This is a genomic window from Micrococcus cohnii (genome assembly GCF_014205175.1).
GTDB classification, from domain to species: Bacteria; Actinomycetota; Actinomycetes; order Actinomycetales; family Micrococcaceae; genus Micrococcus; species Micrococcus cohnii.
The window spans coordinates 1,845,442-1,865,235 of the sequence record NZ_JACHNA010000001.1 but is presented as its reverse complement, the minus strand read 5'-3'; the positions used below and the strand labels follow the sequence as shown (position 1 = coordinate 1,865,235).

The following is a 19,794-nucleotide window of genomic DNA, read 5'->3' as shown; positions in this document are numbered from 1 at the left end:
GTCGCGCCCTGACCCCCCGGGGGTGCGCGTCCTCACGGCCCCGGGCCGGTCGCGTCGGCGACCGGCCGGGGGCCGTCTGTCGCTCGCTGTCCGGTGTCGCCCGCCATTGCCGTCCGCCGTCGATGGCGCCGCCGCATGGCGCACGCCACCCTCGGCCGGAACGTCTCCCGGCCACCCGATAGGTTGGTCCGCCATGGACACCATGCGCATCGAGGGGGCCTATCAGCGGGCGTCGTCGGCCTTCTCCGGGCCCACGCTCGGTCTGCTGCACGGCCGTCACGCCCCGTTCGTGGTGGCCGCCCTCGGCGTCATGTTCACCTCGGAGCGGACCGCGGTGGCGGTCGCGGACGCGCACGTCGAGGTGGAAGCCATGCTGGAGCGGCTGCGCGCCGCCGGCCATGACGACGACGAGCGCGGGCTGCCCGCCGGCACCGGCCGCGACGTGTGCCGCCGATGGACGCAGCGCGGCTGGCTCGTCACCCAGATCGACGACGGGGTCGAGTCCTACCGGCTCTCCGCGCAGGCTGTCGACGCGCTCGAGGTGGCCGGCCGCACCGGCGTCGGGCGCGCGAAGGTCTCGGGCTCGCGCGTGCGCACCCTGCTGGACTCGATCGACCAGCTCGCGCAGGACGCCGAGCCGGACCCGGCGCGGCGCATCGAGCGCCTGGAGGCCGAGCGCGACGCTCTCGACGCACGGATCGCCCGGCTGCGGGCCGGCGACCGGCGGGGCGAGGCCGACGGGACGGGCGTCGGTGAGGAGCAGCTGCGCGAGGAGGCGGAGAACGTTCTGCACCTGGCCCGCGAGCTGCCCGCGGACTTCGCCCGGGTGGCCGAGTCGATCACCCGCAATCAGCGCGAGGTCGTCACCCGGCTGCGGGCCGACGACAGCCCTGCCGGAGCCGTGCTGCGCGCCTACCTCGAGCAGGCCGATCAGATCATGGAGGCCACCCCGGAGGGTCGCGCGTTCGTCGGGGCGCTGCGGATGATCGGCGACCCCGAGCAGATCGACCGGCTCACCGGGCAGATCGACGCGGTGCTGGCCCTGCCGTTCGTGCGCCTGCTCAGCGACGAGCAGCGCGGCGAGCTGGCCGCCGTCGCCCGCCGCGTCGAGCACGGGGTGGACCAGGTGCTCGCCGCGCAGCGCCGCGCCTCCCACGTGATCACCGCCCAGGTGCGCACCCACGACCCGGCGCGCGACCGGGAGGTGGACGACCTGCTGCGCCGCGTCATGACCGGCCTGCAGCGGTGGACGCAGGACACCGACGGCGCCGCCGCGGACCCCGTCGAGCCGCTGCGCACCTTCCCCGTCGCCGCGGTCGGGAACCTGCGCCAGAGCGTGAAGGACCCCCGCCCGCCGGGCCGGCCCGCGCCCCTGCGCGCCGACGACGCCGACGCACGGTTCGTCGACGCGGACACCCGCGCCTGGGGCGGCCCGCACTACCGCCAGCTCGAAGAGCACCTCGCCGCATTCGACGCCGAGCAGGTGGACCTGGCCGCCGCGTTCGAGTCCGCGGCCGACGAGGTCCGCCGCCCGGCCGACCTGCTGGGCCTGCTCGAGCTCGCCCACCGCAACGGCATGGCCGATGGGCAGGAGGTTTCGATCGTCGAGACCCGCCGCCCCGACGGGAGCCGCCGCCGCTTCGCCTTCCAGTCGCTCACGGTGCACACCCGCCGTGACGAGGGGAGAGCCGACGACGGGACGGCCGACCGGGCGGCCGACGACGCGGCCCCGACCGCAGACCCCGCTCAGACTTCGCACACCGACCCGACCGAGGACGTGGCACCGTGACCGAGACCCCGCATGAGCACGACGAGGCGCAGCAGGAGCGCGACGGGGCGCCCGCCGACGACGCCTTCGTCTCCGCCGAGCCGCTCGAGGCTGACCCTGAGGATGCGTGCTTCCCTGGCGACCGGGGCGCGCTCGCCCCGCACGTGCGCCGCGTGCTCGTGCGCCTGCTGCAGCGCCGGCACCTCGACGCCGAGCAGCACCGCCAGGACTGGGCCGTGCTGCTCGAGCACCGCGAGGCGATCGAGTCCCGCCTGCACGAGCTGTTCGTCCGGCTCGTCGTGGACCACGACCGCGGTCTCGCCTACAAACAGCAGGTCCGCTCCGACGAGCTCGACGTGCCGATCCTGCTCAAGGACGAGGCCTACACGCGCGCTGAGACCCTCGTGCTCGTCTACCTGCGCGGCGTCTACCAGCGGGAGATCACCGCGGGGGAGGCGGCCGCGCGCGTCGACCTGGAGGAGATCGAGCAGACCGTGCTCAGCTACTTCTCCCGCGACGACGGGGACGTGGCGCGCCGCCAGCGCGCCGTGCACACCGCCCTGAACCGCCTGACCCACGAGGGCGTCGTCGTCCTCGACTCGCCCCAGCGCTACCGGATCACCCCGCTCGTGGAGATCGTGCTCAGCGCGGAGCGGCTGCGCGAGCTCGAGCAGTGGCTGCGCGAGCAGGCGGCCGACGAGGCGCTCGCCGGCGACGAGGCGGACGCCGATCATGACGAGGCCGACGCCGACATCGACGAGGAGGACGCACGATGAGCATGGAGGACACGCTGTTCGGGCTCATCCCGACGGCCTCGCGCGGCGAGCAGTGGACGGCCGAGCACCTGCAGCTGGTGAACTGGGGCGGCTACGACGGCGCCCACCGCATCCGCTTCTCCCCGGACGCGACGCTGCTGTGCGGCGGCTCGGGTTCGGGCAAGTCGACGCTCATGGACGCGTACATCGCGCTGATGATGCCCCACCGCACCCCGTTCAACGGCGCCTCCAACGGCGGCGTCACCGGACGGCCGCGCGGCGAGGACCAGCGCAACATCCTCTCCTACGGCCGCGGCAAGATCGACGAGTCCCGCACCGCCGACGGCACCCGCATGAGCGTGCTGCGCGGCGACGGGCAGGACACCTGGACGGCGATCGGCATGACGTGGCGGGACCACGACGGCTCCCGGTTCACCGCCGTGCGCGCGTGGTACCTCCCCGCCGGGGCGACGCGCCTGGAGGAGACCGTGAAGGTCCGTGCGGTGTGCGAGGGCGCGTTTGACCTCGCCGAGCTCGAGCAGGCCGCTCAGCGGCGGCTCGCGGACTCCGCCGTCCGCGCCCTGGGCCTGACGACCCTGTCCACCGACCACGAGTTCTGGGCGCGCGTGCACGCGGTGCTCGGCATCGGGGCTGCCGGTGCCGGCGAGCACGCGATGCAGCTGCTGGCCAAGATCCAGGCCGGGCAGCCGATCTCCACGGTTGACCGGCTCTACAAGGACTTTGTGCTTGAGGTCCCCGCCACCCTGGCCACCGCCCAGGCCGTCGTCGAGCACTTCGACGAGCTCGAGGGCACCCGCCGGCGCATGGAGACCGCGCAGCAGCAGGTGCGCATGCTCCGGCCCGTGCGCGAACTGCGCGGGCGCATCGAACAGGCCGCCGACCGGCTGCGCCTGATCGGTCAGATCGGTTCGTTCTCGGCCCCGGACTCGCTGGCGAGCCTGTGGGGTGCGCAGCGACGGCTCGACCTGCTGCGCCGCGTCGAGGCGCACCTGCGCGGGCTCAGCCACGCCGCGGACGCGACCGCCCGCCAGCACCGGGCCGAGCTGCGCCAGGCCCAGGACACCCGTCAGGGGCTCGAAGAGGTGGCGCGCACCTCCGGCGGCGACCGTCTCTCCCACGCCGAGCGGGAGCACGAGCTGGCCGGCCGCCGCGTCGACGAGGCCCGCCGACGGTGCGAGCAGGCGCGCCGCCGCCTCGCCGTGCTCGGCGCCGACGTCGTCGACCCGGCCCTGTCCGACCGGGAGGCTCTGACCGCGCTCGCCGAGCGGGCGCACGCTGAGCTTGACGACGCCGACGGGCGGGAGCGCGGCTTCGACGCGCACACGGCCGCCCGCATCGCTCTGAAGCAGGCGCAGGAGGAGCTCTCCGGCCTCGAGGCCGAGCGCTCGCAGGCGCGTCAGCGGCAGGACAACATCCCGCCGGCGCTGCACGAGGCCCGCGAGCGGCTGGCCCAGGCGGCCGGCATCGAACCGGACCGGCTGCCGTTCGTCGGCGAGCTCGTGGAGGTGAAGACCGAGTTCGCCCCGTGGCGGCCCGCGTTCAACCTGGCGCTCGGCGGCTTCGCGACGACCGTGCTGCTGGACGAGGACGACCTCGACCGGCTGCGCGCCGCCGCCGACGAGGCCGGGGTGCGCCACCGCATCCACCTCGAGGGCGTCACGACGGGCCTGCCCGCCGCCGGGGACCTTGACCGAGCCACCCTGCCCGGGCGCCTGGACTACCGGGACACCGAGTTCACCGGGGCCCTGCAGGAGCACCTGAGCCGGCGGTTCGGACACGTGTGCGTCGACTCGCCGCGCGAGCTGGCCGACCATCCCCGGGCCCTGACGATCCGCGGCCAGACCGCCGAGGGGCGGCGCGGTGCCGTCGGCGGCGACGCGGGACGCAACGTGCTGGGCTTCTCCAACCGCCACCGGATCGCCGAGCTCGACGAGCGGATCGAGCGGGCGCGCACCGGCGTCGAGCAGGCGCTCGCCGAGACCGAGCGCACCAAGCGCGCCCTCGCCGAGGACGCCGAGCGTCGGGCCGCGCTCGAGCACGTGCTCGAGCTGGACTGGGCGCAGCTCGACGTGCCCGGCGCCGAGCGAGACCGGGACCGCTGGGCGCAGACCGTCGAGGAGCTCGCCGAGGGCACGCCGGAGCTGGGGCGGCTGCGCGAGCAGATCGCCGAGCACCGCGCCCGGGAGGACCGGCTGCAGCGCGAGGCCGTCGTCGCTGAGGAGCAGGGGCGCCGGCTCGCCGAGGAGTGGGAGCGGGTCGGCGACCAGGTGGACGCGGCCCAGGACGTGCTCGACGCGGCCGAGCGGGCCGGCCGGGCCCTCTCGGGCGAGCAGGCCGCCTACCTGGCCGAGCGCGTGGACCGCGACGACGCCGCTGCGGACGTAGCCGCCACCGACACCGACACCGCGGCCGACGACGCGGCGGAGCCGGAGGACCCGCGCGAGGCGCTCGCCCGCTTCGACGAGGGCATGCGCCTGGCCGCGCGCCGTGTGGCCGACGACCAGTCCGCCGCGCAGGCCGCGCTCGAGCAGAACCGGGCCGTGCTGCGCCGCACCCTCGAGGGCTTCCTGGAGTGGTGGCCGAACCCGAACCTGCGCGCGGACCCGGACTCCTCGGTCGGCGACTTCGAGCGGATCCTCGACGAGCTCGAGACCGAGGGGCTGCACGAGCTCGAGGCCCAGTGGCGGGACAACCTGCTGACCCTCTCCGGCAACGACCTGACGAACCTGGACTCCACGCTGAGCCGGTCGCTGCGGGAGATCCGCGAGCGCATCGAGCCGATCAACGCGATCATGGCCGACCTGCCGTTCTACGACGACGCGCACCGCCTGCGCATCAGCGCCCAGGAGACCCGGTCGCAGGCGCGCAGCCGCTTCCGTCGGGAGCTGCGGGACGTGCGGGCACTGATCGACGCGGCCACCACCGACGAGGACCGGGAGGCCGCCTACGCGCGCATGGCCCGGCTGATCGAGCGCATCCGCCCCGAGTCCCCGGAGACCACGGAGCTGGTGGACGTGCGCACCCACGTGCGGGTGAGTGCCGAGAAGATCCACGCCCCCACCGGCGAGCACGTCGCCCTGTACGACCACATCGGGGAGAAGTCCGGCGGAGAGTCGCAGGAGCTCGTGGCGTTCATCGTCGGGGCCGCCCTGCGCTACCAGCTCGGCGACGCCGACGCGGCGCGCCCCCGGTACGCGCCGGTGTTCCTCGACGAGGCGATGATCAAGGCCGACGCCCACTTCACGCAGCGGGCGATCGGCGCGTGGCGAGGGCTCGGCTTCCAGCTCGTGATCGGCGCCCCGAACGACAAGTACAGCGCGATCGAGCCGCACGTGGACGTCGAGTACGACATCCTCAAGGACACGACGGGCCGCTCGCACGCGCGGCTCAAGGTCGCGGTGGCCGAGGGCTGAACCGGGTCGGACGCGGTGCGGCTCAGCCCTCGTCGGCGGCCGGGCTGCCCGCTTCAGCTCGCCGGCGTCGACCCCGCCATCAGCTCCGCGGCCAGCGCCAGCAGGACGCCCTCGTCGTCGTCCAGGCCCGTGAGCTGCACGCCGATCGGCAGGCCCTCCCGCGAGGGCGCCGCCGGCAGAGACGCGGCCGGCAGCCCGGTGACGTTCGCGTGGGTCGTGAACGCGATCATCGGCAGGGCCCGCACCAGCCCGCGCACGTTCGAGACACCGTCGAGCCGCCCGAGCTCGGGCGGCAGGCACGCCAGGGTGGGGGAGAGGACCGCGTCGAACCCGGCGAACCGCTGCCGGAACCGCTGCCTCATGCGCTCGCCGGCGGCCTCGGCCCGCCGCTGCACGGAGGCGGTCGCCCACGCGCCCATCCGGGCGGTCTGCCGCGTGCGGGCCTCGAGCCGCTCGGGATGCTCCGCGCCGGCCACGCACGCCCGCAGCGAGGCGAAGAACTGCGGCACGAACGAGGTCTGCACGTCCGGGAACCGCCCCTGAGCCGCGACCACCTCGTGCCCGGCCGCGGCCAGCCGGTCCGCCGTCGCCTCCACCGCGGCCACGACCTCGTCGTCCACCCGCACCGGGCCCCGCGGCGGCTGCGTCAGCCACGCCACTCGCCGCGGCCCCCGCTCGGCGATCGCCTCGGCATAGGGCCGGGCCGGGTCCGCCGCGGACCAGCGGTCGGCGGCGACGGTCCCGCGGATCACGTCGTACACCAGCGCCGAGTCCTCCGGGGTGCGCGTCAACGGGCCCTTCACACCGAGCGCGCCCCACAGGTCCGCCTGCGGCGCCGCGCTCGTGCGCCCGCGCGTCGGCTTCAGCCCGAACAGCCCGCACGCGGCCGCGGGGATGCGGATCGACCCGCCGCCGTCCCCGCCGAGCGCCACCGGCACGCACCCCGAGGCGACCGCCGCGGCCGTCCCGCCGCTCGAGCCGCCCGGCGTGCGCAACCGGGCCGCCGGGTTCACCACGGTGCCGTGCGCCGCGGACTCCGTGAACGGGAACTGCCCGAACTCCGGCATCGCCGTCAGCCCCACGACGACCGCCCCGGCCGCCCGCAGCCGCCGCACCACCTCGGCGTCCTCGGTGGCGGGGGTCGAGAAGCCGCGCCCGCCGTAGGTCGTCACGTGCCCGGCGACGTCCGACTCCACCTTGATCGCCACCGGCACCCCCGCCAGCGGTCCGCGCTCGGCCGGGGCCAGGGCGTCGACGGCGGCCGCCTCGGCCCGGGCGGACTCGGCCGTCACCACGGTGAACGCACGCAGCGTCGGGTTCACCTTGGCGATGCGGGCCAGGCTCGCCTCCACGACCTCGACGGCGGTGCGCCGGCCAGCGCGCACATCGGCGGAGAGCTGCACGGCGGTCGGAGCGCCGGCGGGGGCGAGCAGCGGGTTCGGCGTGGTCGGGACGTTCGAGGTGGTCGGGGTCATGCGCCCCAGCGTAGGCGGGCTGCCCGGGCTACGCTCGGCTGGCGAGGCCGCCGCCCGGGCTCCTTCTGGCGCGCGGGCGCCGCCGCCTCGGCTCCGAACACACCCCACCCAGGAGGACCGCCATGCAGCTCGACCTCATCGTCGAGAACGCCCGCGTCGTCACGGGCGACCCCGCCCGCCCCGCCGCCTCCCGGCTGGGGGTGTGGCAGGGCCTGGTGGTCGGCGTGGACGAGCAGCTCGACGGCCTCGCCACCCGCCACCGGCTCGACGCCCGCGGCACGCTCGTGCACGCCGGGTTCAACGACGCCCACGCGCACAGCGTGTGGTTCGGGCAGAGCCGCCTCGACGTGGACCTCGAGGACGCCACCACCGACGAGCAGATCTACGACCTGGTGCGTGAGCGCGCCGACGAGCTGACCCCCGGCGCATGGATCACATGCGCCGGCTACGATCCCGGCCACCTGACCACCCGCGAGCCCGACCGCGACGGCCTCGACGCCGCCGCCCGCGGCCGCCCGGTCGTCATCCGCCACAACACGGGCCACGCGTTCACCGTCTCTGGCTCGGTGCTGCAGATGATCGGCATGTCCGAGGGCGTCGCGCAGCAGCCCGAGGGCGGGCGCATCCACGTCGACGGCGGCGGTCGGCCCACCGGGCTGGTCGAGGAGACCGCGATGTCCCTGGTGCAGCGGCTCATGCAGCCCGAGTCCCAGGAGCACATCGGCGAATGCCTGCGTCGCGCGTCCGCCGAGTACGCCGCCGAGGGCATCACCTCCGTGACCGACGCGGGCATCGCCGGCGGCTGGATCGGCCACAGTCCCCTCGAGTTCGCCGCCTACCAGCGGGCCCGCGCCGCCGGGCATCTGAAGACCCGCTTCCAGACGATGGTCACCCTCGACGCCCTGCACCCCGTCGAGGGCCACGCCGACGACGGCGTCCTGACCACCCTCGATGCCGGCGTGCGCACCGGCGTGGGCGATGAGTGGCTGCAGATCGGCCCGACGAAGGTGTTCACCGACGGTTCGATGCTCGGGGCGACCGCCGCGATGACCGAGGACTACCATCACTGCGCCGGCGAGGCCGGCTACCTGCAGCAGGACCCGGGGGAGATGCGCCGCACCTCGCTGGCGGCCGCGGCCGCCGGGTGGAGCCTGGCGATGCACGCGATCGGCGACGCGGCCCTCGACTTCTCCCTCGAGGTGATCGCCGAGGCCCGGGAGCGGTACGGGCGACCGGCCATGCCGCACCGCGTGGAGCACGGCGGCGTCGTCCGGGACGACCAGATCGCCAGGATGGCCGAGCTGGAGGTCGTCATGGCGGTGCAGCCGAACTTCATCTCCGCGTTCGGCGACTCCGTCGAGGACCGCATCGGCCCCGAGCGCAAGAAGCTGTCCTACCCGGCCGGGCGGCTGCTGCGCGCCGGCATGGTGCTGCCGGGCAGCTCCGACCGCCCCGTCGCCGGCGGCCGTCCGCTCGACGTGATCCAGGACTTCGTGCTCCGGCTGACCGAGACCGGCCAGGTGTACGGCGCGCACGAGCGGATCACGGTGGAGCAGGCCCTGCGCGCCTACACGGTCGGCTCGGCGCAGGCCACCGGTTGGGAGGCTCGCAAGGGCCGGCTCGTCGCGGGGCAGCTCGCGGATTTCGTGGTGCTCAGCGACGACCCGCGCGAGGTGTCCAGCGACCGAATCGGTGCGATCGAGGTGCTCGCGACGGCCGTCGGCGGTCGGCTCGTGCACGGCGAGCACCTGCTCGACGCTCGGGCATGACCGGCGGGGCTGGCCAGGCGGGATCGAGGGCCAGGCCAGGGGCCTGAGCCGGCGTCTGAGTCGGGGTCTGAGTCGGGGTCTGATCAGGCCGGATCCCGCGCTCCGGTATCCTGACGCGGTTCGTTCTTCCCATTGCCTCAGGAGGCCCCGCCCCGCATGGACCCCGTGCTGATGCTGCTGGTCGGCATCGCCGTCATCCTGGTCATCATCGTCGCCAACGGGTTCTTCGTCGCCCAGGAGTTCTCTTACATGTCCGTGGACCGGACGAGGCTCCAGGCGGCCGCGAAGGACGGCGACGCGGGCGCGCAGAGCGCCGTGAAGGTCACCCGGCGCATGTCGTTCATGCTCTCGGGCGCCCAGCTGGGCATCACGATCACCGGCCTGCTCGTCGGCTACGTGGCCGAGCCTATGGTCGGTGCGGCCCTCGTGCAGTTGCTCGGCGGCACCGGCATCCCGCCGGGCGTGACCGTCGCGGTCTCCACCGTCGGCGTGCTGCTGGCGGCCACCGTCGTGCAGATGATCATCGGCGAGCTGTACCCGAAGAACCTCGCGGTGGCCAAGCCCGAGCCGATGGTCCGCTGGCTCGCCCGCCCCACACAGATCTACCTGAGCCTGTTCGGCTGGCTGATCTGGGTGTTCGACAAGTCCTCCGAGGGCCTGCTGCGCCTGGTCGGCATTCAGCCGGTCCATGACGTGGACTCCACCGCCACCGCCGAGGACCTGGACCGCATCGTCCTGGACTCCCGCGACTCCGGCTCCCTGCCCGCGGATCTGTCCATGCTGATCGACCGGGTGCTCGACTTCCCCGAGCGGGACGTGCAGCACGCCATGATCCCGCACTCGCGTGTGGACGTCGTCGCTCCCGAGGCGACCGTCGGCCAGGTGCGCTCCCTGATGTCTGAGGCCCACACCCGCTACCCCGTCGTCTCCGGCGACCACGAGCCGCTCGGCGTCGTGCACCTGCTGGACCTGCTGCGCGGCGCGGACCCGCAGGCCCCCGTGTCCACGGTGATGCGCGAGCCCGTCATTGTGCCGACGCTGATGCCCCTGCCCGACGCCGTGCGTCAGCTCTCCGGCGCGCAGGAGCAGTTGGCCTGCGTGATCGACGAGCACGGCGGGTTCACCGGTGTGATCACCCTCGAGGACCTCGCGGAGGAGTTGGTCGGTGACGTCTCCGATGAACACGACGACGAGACCGGGGCGGACCTCGAGGTCGAGAGCGACGGCGTCTGGACGATGGCCGGCGACGTGCACCTCGACGAGCTCGAGCGCGCGCTGGGCCACCCGCTGCCCGAGGTCGAGGCCGAGACCGTCTCCGGCCTGGTGATCGCGCAGCTGCGGGCCCTGCCGCAGCAGGGCCAGACCGTCGCCGTGGACCTGCCCGAGGACACACGTGACTTCGGCGCGGACGCCACCGTGCACGACCGTCGGATCGACGTCGAGGTGCTCGAGCTGACCCGCCGCGTGCCCGGCCGGGTGCGAGTCAGCCTCGTCGAGACGCCCCGTGAGGACGACGCCGGTGACGAGGCACCAGACACGAGACGAGATGACGAGGCACGAGGCAAGGAAGGCGGTCGCTGATGGGCAACCCCGTGTTCGTGATCCTCGCGACCCTGGCGCTGATCGTGCTCAGCGCCCTGTTCGTGATCATGGAGTTCTCCCTGTTGGCCGTGCGTCGGCACCGACTCGAGGCCGAGGCCACGCAGAGCCGCGCCGCCCGGGCCGCCCTGCGCGGCGTCGACGAGCTGACCGTCATGCTCGCCGGCGCGCAGCTGGGCATCACCCTGTGCACCTTCGCGCTCGGCGCCGTCACGAAGCCCGCCGTCGACGCGTGGCTCGGCCCCGTGCTGACCGGGATCGGCGTGCCCGGGGGTGTGGCCGACACCGCCTCGTTCGTGCTCTCGCTGCTGCTGGTGACGTTCCTGCACCTGGTCGTCGGCGAGATGGCTCCGAAGTCCTGGGTGATCGCGCACCCGGAGCTCGCGGCGAAGTCCGTCGCGCTGCCGTCGCGAGCGTTCGTGTGGCTCGTGCGGCCACTGCTGCTGTTCGCCAATGCCATGGCCAACCGGCTGGTGAAGCTCAGCGGCGTCGAACCGGTCGAGCGGGCGGCCGTGGGCGGACAGGACGTGGACTCGATCCGCCAGCTCGTCGAGCACTCGGCGGACTCCGGCGCGCTCGACGAGCTCGCCCAGGAGCAGATCGAGGGCGCGCTGGACCTGCAGAGCACCACGATGGGCGACCTGCTGCGCACGGACGCCGCCCCGGTGTCCGTGGACTCGACCGCGACGATCGCCGACGTGCAGGAGGCCGCCGTCGCCTCCGGCCACCTGCGCATCCTCGTGCATGAACCGGGACGGCAGGACGCCGTGCCCGGCTACGTGCATGTGCGCGACACCCTGCTGGCCGACGACCACGAGCCGATCCGGGAGCTGATCCGCCCGGCCTACTCGCTGCCGTCGGACACGGTGCTGCACGAGGCGCTCACGCAGATCCGTGATGCCGGTGAGCAGCTCGTGGCGGTCACCGAGCGGGGCCGGTTCATCGGGGTCGTGACCCTGACCGATGTGCTCGGGACGGTCCTGCCCGAGGCCGACTGAGGCAGGGGCGGCGCCTCGCGTCATGGGCCCCGCGATGCGTGTACAGCTGTTCCAGGAATCCCTGGTCGGGAACGGAACAGCTGTACACGCATCGGGCGACGGGCCGAACCAGCGCAGCGGCCGCAGCGCTGCGGCTCGTCAGGCCTTCTTGACCACGATCGTCCACTCCGCGGCGCCGCGCTTGGTGAACGAGGTGACCTCGTGGCCGTTCTCGGCCGCCCAGCGCGGCAGGGAATCGGTGGCCTGGGTGCAGTCGAAGTCGATCACGAGCTCGTCGCCGCTGGGGATCTGATCCATCGCCTGATTCGCCTCGACGAGCGGGAAGGGGCAGACCTGGCCGTCGGTCTCGAGAAGGTGCTGTGCCATGGGGTTCTCTCCTGAGGTTCGAGGTTCGAGGTTTGGGGGTACGGGGTGCTCAGCTGATCGGCGTGAGCTTCACGGGGCGGCTCGCTCCGGCATCCGCCGCCGTGCCCTCACCCGAGGTGCGGTCCGCGCCGGAGGCCGGGGCCGGCGTCGCGCCCGTGCCCCGGTGGCCGAGGATGAAGATCTTCGCGGCCAGGCCGGTGCCGAGCACCATGAACACGAGGGCCGTCCAGCCCTGGAAGGTGAAGGCGGCGGTGTCGACCATCGCGTTGCCGATCGTGCAGCCGCCGGCCCACGCGGCGCCCCAGCCCATGCCGACGCCGCCGATGATCGAACGGACGGTGGTCTGTGCGTCGGGCACCCGGATCTTGAACTCACCGGAGGCCGTGGCCGCGACGAAGGAGCCGAGGAGCAGGCCGAGCACGAGCATGACCCCCCAGTCGACGAGCTCCCAGTCGCCCGTGCCGAGGAACGCGCCGATGTTCGCGGAGGGCCCCGTGATGCCGAGCCCGGACTCGCGGCCCGTCGCCCACGACAGCGGCCACGCGAGGATGGCCAGCATGCCGAGGATCACGGCGGTGACGAACGGGTGCCACGCCTTCTCGGTGAGCACGTGCGCCAGGCCCGTCTTCGAGGCGGGCAGGCGGAATGTGGTCAGCTGCCGCTCACGGCGCAGGTGGTGGCGCACCGCCAGCCCGACGCCCAGGCACAGCAGCGCCACGAAGATCCACGGAGACAGGCCCGTGAGCGCGGGCAGCGTGCCGGTGTGCGTCTCGACGGAGCGGACGGCGTCCGTCGTCGGGGCCAGCGGGCCCTTGCGGAAGGCCGCTGCGCCGACGATGTAGAAGATCAGGGCGAACCAGGAGCCGACGAGGCCCTCGCCGGCGCGGTAGTACGTGCCGGTCGCGCAGCCGCCGGCCAGCACGATCGAGAAGCCGAAGATCAGGCCGCCGAGGATCGTGCCGAGCCACGGGAACGTCGGGGACTCGAGGGTGATGACGCCGAGCGCGTCGAGGGCGAACACGCCGATCGACTGCACGGCGACGACCACCATGAACGCCGTGAACCAGCGGCTCGAGCGGATGGTGAACAGGTCGCGGAAGGCGCCGGTGACGCAGAAGCGCCCGCGCTGGAACACGAATCCCAGCACGGCGCCGAGCAGGAGCCCGGTGATGATCATCGGACCATGACACCCGCTCGGCGCTGAGCGGAGCGAACCGGGCGCAATGCGGAGTCACATGCGGGATGGGGAATGAGTGAGGGACCGGCGGTCAGGCCGCCCTCGTTCACCGCCTCTGCCAGCCCTCCCGCAGCAACAAGCGCAACGTCGCCGCGTGCCCGCCGTCGCTCTGCTCGGCCGCCCAGGCCAGGCCGAGGGCCGCGAAGAACAGGTCCTCCGCGCTCACTCCGTCGCGGACGGTGCCCGCCCGTCGCGCTGCGTCAAGGAAGTCCTCGGTCCGGTCGATCGCGGTCGCGCACGTCGAGCGCAACGGTGAGCAGGTTCCGGACTGGGCGGCGCGCAGCGGCTCGGGCAGCCCGTCGTAGGCGGTCATCCAGTCCTCGAGCGAGTCGAGCCAGCGCTCGAGGGACTCCGCCGGGTCCAGCCCCTGCTCGGCGAGCTCGCGTGCCCGTTCGTCGAGGTCCACCCGATGGTCCTCGAGGACGGCGGCGACGAGGTCGTCGCGGGTGGGGAAGTGCCGGTAGAGGGTGCCGGCGCCGATGCCTGCACTCTTGGCGATCGCGTCCATGGGGGCCTCGAGGCCGGCCTCGGCGAAGGCGGCACGTGCGGCGTCGAGGATGGCGGCGCGGTTGCGCTGGGCGTCCCGGCGCGGGCGACGGGCGGGTGCGGCCGTGGTCATAGGGGTCCTCTCTCATGGCGACGACGATCCCTCCCCGCTGACGTCGGTGACATCGTGCCGGTGACCGAGGCCACCGTGACAAAACGGAGAGTATCCCCGTATTGTCTCATGCATGAAGCGGAGAGACCATCCGGATAATCAGATCAGCTTGACGACCCTCGACGTCCACGTCGCCCCGCCCGACGGTGCGGGGTCCGACGTCACCCCGCCTGTCGACGGCGCCGTCCTGCGCCACGCCGTCGCCGCGTTCCCCACCGGCGTCGTGCTGCTCGCCGCGCAGACCTCCGAGGGGCCGACCGGCGTGCTGCTCAACTCGTTCACCTCGCTCTCGCTCGACCCGCCGCTCGTGCTCGCCGCGCTCGCGCACACCTCGACGTCGTGGCCACGGCTGCGCGAGGCCCCGCGACTGGGCCTGACGGTGCTCGCCGTCCACCACGACGAGGCCCGGACCCTGCTCAGCCGTCCGGCGCAGCGACGCTTCGACGGGGTGGACCTGCGCGTCGCGGACGACGGAGCCATCACGCTGCCCGACGCCGCCGCCACGCTCACGCTCGCCCCGCACGCCGAGCACCCCGGCGGCGATCACACGATCGCCGTCTACCGCGTGCTGACCGCCACGCGTGAGCCCGAGCGAGGCCCGCTCGTCTTCCACTCCCCGCGGTACCTCGGCCTGCCCGGCCTCGACTCCTGAAAGGACCCCCATCATGAGCACCACCCCGAACCCTGGCCACATGCTCCTGGGCATGCAGTTCGGCAACGGCTTCGGCGCCCAGCCGCACGCGTGGCGCGCCCCGGGCGTCAGCCCGGACGCTCTCACCGACGTCGACGCGCAGGTCCGTCACGCTCAGACCGCCGAACGCGGGCTGTTCGACTTCCTGTTCCTGCCGGACTTCCTGCATCTGCAGCAGGACCTCGACCATGAGCCGCCGACGATCACCCTCGAGCCGTTGCTCACGCTGGCCGCCGTCGCCCGCGCGACCGAGCGCATCGGCCTGGTGACCACCGCCTCGACGTCGTACAACGACGCGTACACGCTCGCCCGTCAGTTCAAGACCCTCGATGTGATGAGCCGCGGTCGCGCCGGGTGGAACGCGGTGCCCTCGAGCGGGGAGGCCACGGCCGCGAACTATGGCCGCCCGGCACTGGGGCGGACCGAGAAGTATGAGCGGCTGCACGAGATGGTCCAGGTGATGCAGGGTCTGTGGGGTTCGTGGGAGGAGGACGCGTTCATCGGCGATCAGGCCGCCGGCTGCTACGCCGACGCGGCGAAGGTCCAGCCGATCGGCATGCAGGGGCGGCATGTGGGCTCGCACGGTCCGCTGCCGATCCCGCCCTCGGCGCAGGGTCAGCCCGTGATCTTCCAGGCCGGCGGCGGGGGCAACGGGCTCCAGGTGGCCGGCCGGTACGCGAACGGCGTGATCGGCGCGGTGTTCTCGATCGAGGATGCCCGCGCCCAGCGCGCCGCCCTGCGCCAGGCCGCCGCCGACGCCGGCCGCGACCCGGACGAGATCAAGTTCTTCGCCGGCGTCATGCCGGCGCTCGGGGACACGGTGCGTGACGCCGTCGACCGGCGGCTGGCCCTCGGCAAGGATGTGCTGCCCCAGCGCGTCGGGTACCTCGGCATGATGCTGGGGCTGTCGCTGGGCCCCGAGCACCTGGACCGGCCGCTCTCGCCGGACCAGCTCGCCGTCACCCGGCCGCACCCGGGGGACCCGCGCTCCGAGCGGGCCCTGGCGGTGGCGCGTGACGGCTGGACCGTGCGTGAGGTGCTGGCCCACGGCGTGATCGACTACCACCCGACGCCGGTGGGTCCGGCCGAGGTGACCGCGGACCACATGCAGGAGTGGTTCGAAGCCGGTGCCGCAGACGGCTTCTGGGTGTCGATCGACGTGTACGAGAACGGCATCGACGAGTTCGTGGACCAGGTGGTGCCCGAGCTGCAGCGACGCGGGCTCTACAAGACCGAGTACGCCGGGTCCACGCTGCGCGAGAACCTGGGCGTGCCCCACCAGTACGGCCTGGATCCGCGGTTGGGCTGAGGGATCGAGTGGTGTGGTCCGGGGGCGACGGTCGGGCGGTTCAGCGGGCCCGCTGGCGGGCCAACGCCGCGGTGTTGGCGCACGCCGGTCGGCAGAACCGCTGTCGGCGCCCCCGGGAAGAGTCGAGGAATGGCTGACGGCAGCGCCGAGAGGCGCATCGCCGGAGCCGGTCAGCGTCGCCGGAGGCGAGCAGCAGGGCGAGTCCGCCGCCCATCCAGGCGTGGATCCGGGCGGGGAGCGCCGCCGCGCCGGACGGCAGCGCGTCGGCGCCTGCGCTGACGCCGATTTCCGGCCCCGGCTCGAAGGCGAGGACGGGGCCGGCGTGCACGCGCAGGCGTACCTCTGCCTCCTGCAGGAACCGGTCTACCACGGGTGCGCGAAGGGCCTCGTCCTCGGGGCCGAAGAGCTGGTGCAAGGGCCGGACGGGCCCGGCAAGAGCGGCGAGGACTCGCACGTGCTCGTGCGGGGAGACGTGGGCGAGGGCCTGGTCGAGGGCCTGCGCGGTCGATTCGAGGGGCGAGTGCGCGCGGACGGCGTCGAGCCGGGCGTTGAGTCCGGCGTGCCGGGCTTCGAGCCTGACGAAGTCGAGGCAGAGTCTGGCGGCGGCGAGAGCGTGGGAAGAGGGTGGCATGGCACCACTGCACACGGTTCGGCGGTCAAGCGTCCGGGTTGTCCACACGCAGGGTCGCGGGCGAACGCCCCGGCGTGTCGTGCAGCGGAACGGGTGTCGGTTCGGGTTCGACATGGTTCCGACGTCGAGAACCATGTCAAACCTGAAACGACGTCCCTCCCTCCACGACACGCCCGGCCAGCCCATGCGGCTCGCCTCGGACGGCCACGCATTGCCCGGCCACTCGCTTCCCAGCTCGAAGCTAGGGTAGTGACGTGACACTCACTGACGCTCCCTCCGCCCCCGCACCCGCCCTCGACCGGGACGTCGTCCGCCGTCACGCCATGGCGCACGATGCCTCCCACTACCTGCTGCTACCGGAGGCCGTCGCGGTCCCGGACTCGGAGGCAGGGGTCGCGGCTCTGCTGCGGGATGCGACCGCAACCCGGCACCCCGTGACCTTCCGCGCTGGCGGCACGAGCCTGTCCGGCCAGTCTCAGTCCTCAGGGGTGCTTGCGGACGTGCGCCGCGGCTTCCGCACCGCCGAGGTGCTCGACGACGGCGCCCGGGTGCGCGTGGGCCCGGGAGTCACGGTGCGCCACGTCAACGCGATGCTGGCCCGTCACGGGCGTCGTCTCGGCCCGGATCCGGCGTCGGAGTCCGCGTGCACCCTGGGCGGCGTGATCGCCAACAACTCCTCCGGCATGGCCGCCGGCACGGAGCAGAACACGTACCGCACGCTCGAATCGCTGCGGGCGGTGCTGCCCACCGGCGTCGTGTTGGACACCTCCGCCGCCGACGCCGACGCTCGGCTGCGCCACGACGCCCCGGAGCTGCACGCGGGCCTGCTGCGCCTGCGCGACCGGGTGCGCGGCGACGAGGAGTCCGTGCGGATCATCCGGGAGCGGTTCGCCATGAAGAACACCATGGGCTACGGCGTCAACGCCTTCCTTGACTTCGACGACCCCGCGGAGATTCTCGCCCGCCTGTTGATCGGCTCGGAGGGCACGCTCGGGTTCATCTCCGAGGCCGTGTTCCGCACGGTGCACGTGGAGCCGAAGGTCACCACGGGCCTGATGACCTTCCCGTCCCTCGCCGCGGCGACGGCGGCCCTGCCGGATCTGGTGGCGGCGGGCCTGGCCACGGTGGAGCTGCTCGACGCCCGCTCCCTCCAGGTCGCGCAGCGGCTGGGCTCGGTGCCGCAGGAGATCGCCTCCGTGCAGGTCGCCGGCCACGCGGCGTTCCTCGTGGAACAGCGCGCGGACTCGGATGCTGAGCTGGCGGAGAAGGAGTCGCGGGTGCGGCGTCTGGCCGGTGGCCTGGAGTTGGCGTCGGCGTTCGACATGACCACGGACCCGCTGCGCCGGGCCGCCCTGTGGTCCACCCGCAAGGGCCTGTACGCGGCCGTCGCGGGTGCCCGGCCGCAGGGGTCCACGGCGCTGCTGGAGGACGTGGTGGTGCCCGTCCCCGAGCTCGGGGCGACGTGCGCCGGCCTGCAGGACCTCTTCTCGCAGCACGGCTACGAGGAGTGCGTGATCTTCGGCCACGCCAAGGACGGCAACATCCACTTCCTGCTCAACGAGGAGCTCGCCAAGGACGGTGAGCGCCTCGAGGCGTTCACGGAGGACATGGCCGAGCTCGTGCTGGGCCGGCACGGCAACCTCAAGGCCGAGCACGGCACGGGCCGAGTCATGGCCCCGTTCGTGCGCCGCCAGTACGGGGACGAGCTGTACGAGGTGATGCGCGAGCTCAAACGGCTCGTGGACCCCGCCGGCATCCTCAACCCGGGCGTGGTGCTCACCGACGACGACCGCGCCCACCTCAAGGACCTCAAGCCCACCGTGCCGATCGAGCAGGAGGCCGACCGCTGCGTGGAGTGCGGCTACTGCGAGCCGGTGTGCCCCTCGAAGGACCTCACCCTGACCCCGCGGCAGCGGATCGTGCTGCGCCGGGACGCCGCCCTCGCGGAGCAGTCCGGGGACGCGGAGACCGCGCGGGCGATCCGTGCGGCCTACGAGTACGAGGGCGTGCAGACGTGCGCGGTGGACGGCATGTGCCTGACCGCCTGCCCCGTGGGCATCAACACGGGCGACCTCGTGCGCCGGCTCCGTTCGGAGGAGACCGCCGCACCGGCCGAGGCCGCCTGGAAGGCCGCCGCCGAGCACTGGGGCGCTGTGACGCGCGGCGCCTCCGCGGCGCTCACCGCTGCCGGCGCGGTGCGGAAAGTCCCCGTGCTGGGCGGTGCCCCGCGGCTGGCGACGACGGCCGCCCGCGCCGTCGGCAGCGCCGAGCTGATCCCGGAGTACCGGCCTGAGCTGCCGAACCGCGGCGGTGCGGCCCGCCGGGTCGGTGCGGTCGGCGCGGGGGAGGGCGAGCCTGAGCTGGTCTACCTGCCCGCGTGCGTGCACACCATGTTCGGCCCGGCCGACGGCGACGACGGCCGCCCCGGCGTCGGTGCGGCCGCCGCCTTCGAGCGGCTGCTGGAGCGGGCCGGCGTCGTGGGGGTGACGCCGGACTCCGTGGGCGACCTGTGCTGCGGCACCCCGTTCTCCTCCAAGGGGATGACGGAGGCGAAGGAGCTGATGCGCGGCCGGCTCGCGGACGCCCTGGCCCGGGCCTCGAGAGCGGCGGACGGCTCGCGCCTGCCGGTGGTGGTGGATGCGATGAGCTGCACCGAGGGTGTCCTCGGGGCCGTCGAGGCCGCGGGCCAGGCGGGTGAGGGGCTTGAGGTGGTGGACGCGCTGACGTTCGCGCGGCGGGTGCTGCTGCCCCGCCTGAGGGTGACCCGGCCGGTGGCATCCGTGACGGTGCACCCGACCTGCTCCTCCACACACCTGGGCGCGACCGAGGACCTCGTGGCGGTCGCGCAGGCATGCGTGGCGGATCCGGCGGACGTGCACGTGCCGGTGAGCTGGGGCTGCTGCGCCTACGCGGGGGACCGCGGCATGCTGCACCCCGAGCTGACCGCCTCCGCGACCCGTGCTGAGGCGGCCGAGGTGGAGGCGCGGCCGACCGACTGGTACGTCTCTGCGAACCGCACGTGCGAGCTCGGCATGAAGGCGGCCACGGGGCAGGAGTACCGCCACGCCCTCGAGCTGCTGGAGGCCGCCACGCGAGGGTGAGGC

At 73.6% G+C, this 19,794-nt stretch carries 14 protein-coding genes; 9 read left to right on the top strand and 5 right to left on the bottom strand.

Annotated elements, in window-relative coordinates; genetic code table 11:
• The first annotated feature begins 193 nt into the window (after positions 1–193).
• The 3 genes from HDA30_RS08460 to HDA30_RS08450 are packed head-to-tail and all read left to right on the top strand — an operon-like array spanning position 194 to position 5,957.
• Positions 194–1,789: a DUF3375 domain-containing protein gene (locus tag HDA30_RS08460; protein ID WP_184241827.1), complete on the top strand. Its 1,596-nt coding sequence runs from the start codon at positions 194–196 to the stop codon at positions 1,787–1,789.
• Entirely contained in the window at positions 1,786–2,544 is a 759-nt protein-coding gene (locus HDA30_RS08455; RefSeq protein WP_184241825.1) for a DUF4194 domain-containing protein, read from the top strand. The genes HDA30_RS08460 and HDA30_RS08455 overlap by 4 nt, the downstream gene beginning before the upstream one ends.
• Positions 2,541–5,957: an ATP-binding protein gene (locus tag HDA30_RS08450; protein WP_184241823.1), complete on the top strand. Its 3,417-nt coding sequence runs from the start codon at positions 2,541–2,543 to the stop codon at positions 5,955–5,957. Before HDA30_RS08455 ends, HDA30_RS08450 begins: the two co-directional genes overlap by 4 nt.
• 53 nt (positions 5,958–6,010) lie before the next feature.
• Here the strand turns inward: HDA30_RS08450 and HDA30_RS08445 are convergent, their stop codons facing one another.
• Positions 6,011–7,432 (bottom strand): amidase, encoded by a 1,422-nt coding sequence (locus HDA30_RS08445; protein ID WP_184241821.1) that lies wholly within the window; start codon positions 7,430–7,432, stop codon positions 6,011–6,013.
• A gap of 122 nt (positions 7,433–7,554) precedes the next feature.
• On the opposite strand from HDA30_RS08445, the gene HDA30_RS08440 reads away from it, so the two are divergent.
• The 3 genes from HDA30_RS08440 (at position 7,555) to HDA30_RS08430 (ending at position 11,798) form a co-directional block, all read left to right on the top strand.
• Positions 7,555–9,201, top strand: a complete 1,647-nt coding sequence (locus HDA30_RS08440; protein WP_184241819.1) for an amidohydrolase — start codon at positions 7,555–7,557, stop codon at positions 9,199–9,201.
• A gap of 156 nt (positions 9,202–9,357) precedes the next feature.
• Entirely contained in the window at positions 9,358–10,782 is a 1,425-nt protein-coding gene (locus HDA30_RS08435) for a hemolysin family protein (protein WP_184241817.1), read from the top strand.
• On the top strand, positions 10,782–11,798 hold the full coding sequence (locus tag HDA30_RS08430; RefSeq protein WP_184241815.1) for a hemolysin family protein: 1,017 nt from the start codon (positions 10,782–10,784) through the stop codon (positions 11,796–11,798). Before HDA30_RS08435 ends, HDA30_RS08430 begins: the two co-directional genes overlap by 1 nt.
• A gap of 138 nt (positions 11,799–11,936) precedes the next feature.
• Here the strand turns inward: HDA30_RS08430 and HDA30_RS08425 are convergent, their stop codons facing one another.
• From HDA30_RS08425 to HDA30_RS08415, 3 genes are all read right to left on the bottom strand, one after another.
• Complete coding sequence (locus tag HDA30_RS08425; protein WP_184241813.1) at positions 11,937–12,164, bottom strand: sulfurtransferase TusA family protein; 228 nt, start codon at positions 12,162–12,164, stop codon at positions 11,937–11,939.
• A 49-nt stretch (positions 12,165–12,213) separates the two neighbouring features.
• The gene (locus HDA30_RS08420; protein ID WP_184241811.1) at positions 12,214–13,341 is read right to left on the bottom strand and encodes a YeeE/YedE family protein; all 1,128 of its coding nucleotides are present in this window, start codon (positions 13,339–13,341) and stop codon (positions 12,214–12,216) included.
• Between the two features lie 106 nt (positions 13,342–13,447).
• Positions 13,448–14,020, bottom strand: coding sequence for a TetR/AcrR family transcriptional regulator (locus HDA30_RS08415; protein WP_184241809.1), 573 nt, complete (start codon positions 14,018–14,020; stop codon positions 13,448–13,450).
• Between the two features lie 112 nt (positions 14,021–14,132).
• Between HDA30_RS08415 and HDA30_RS08410 the strand changes: the two genes are divergently transcribed.
• On the top strand, positions 14,133–14,711 hold the full coding sequence (locus HDA30_RS08410; RefSeq protein ID WP_184241807.1) for a flavin reductase family protein: 579 nt from the start codon (positions 14,133–14,135) through the stop codon (positions 14,709–14,711).
• 13 nt (positions 14,712–14,724) lie between these two features.
• On the top strand, positions 14,725–16,059 hold the full coding sequence (locus tag HDA30_RS08405; RefSeq protein WP_184241805.1) for an NtaA/DmoA family FMN-dependent monooxygenase: 1,335 nt from the start codon (positions 14,725–14,727) through the stop codon (positions 16,057–16,059).
• Positions 16,060–16,099: 40 nt separating this feature from the next.
• Here the strand turns inward: HDA30_RS08405 and HDA30_RS08400 are convergent, their stop codons facing one another.
• Positions 16,100–16,690 (bottom strand): CGNR zinc finger domain-containing protein, encoded by a 591-nt coding sequence (locus HDA30_RS08400; RefSeq protein WP_184241803.1) that lies wholly within the window; start codon positions 16,688–16,690, stop codon positions 16,100–16,102.
• Between the two features lie 323 nt (positions 16,691–17,013).
• On the opposite strand from HDA30_RS08400, the gene HDA30_RS08395 reads away from it, so the two are divergent.
• Complete coding sequence (locus tag HDA30_RS08395; protein ID WP_184242458.1) at positions 17,014–19,791, top strand: FAD-binding and (Fe-S)-binding domain-containing protein; 2,778 nt, start codon at positions 17,014–17,016, stop codon at positions 19,789–19,791.
• Positions 19,792–19,794: the final 3 nt, after the last annotated feature.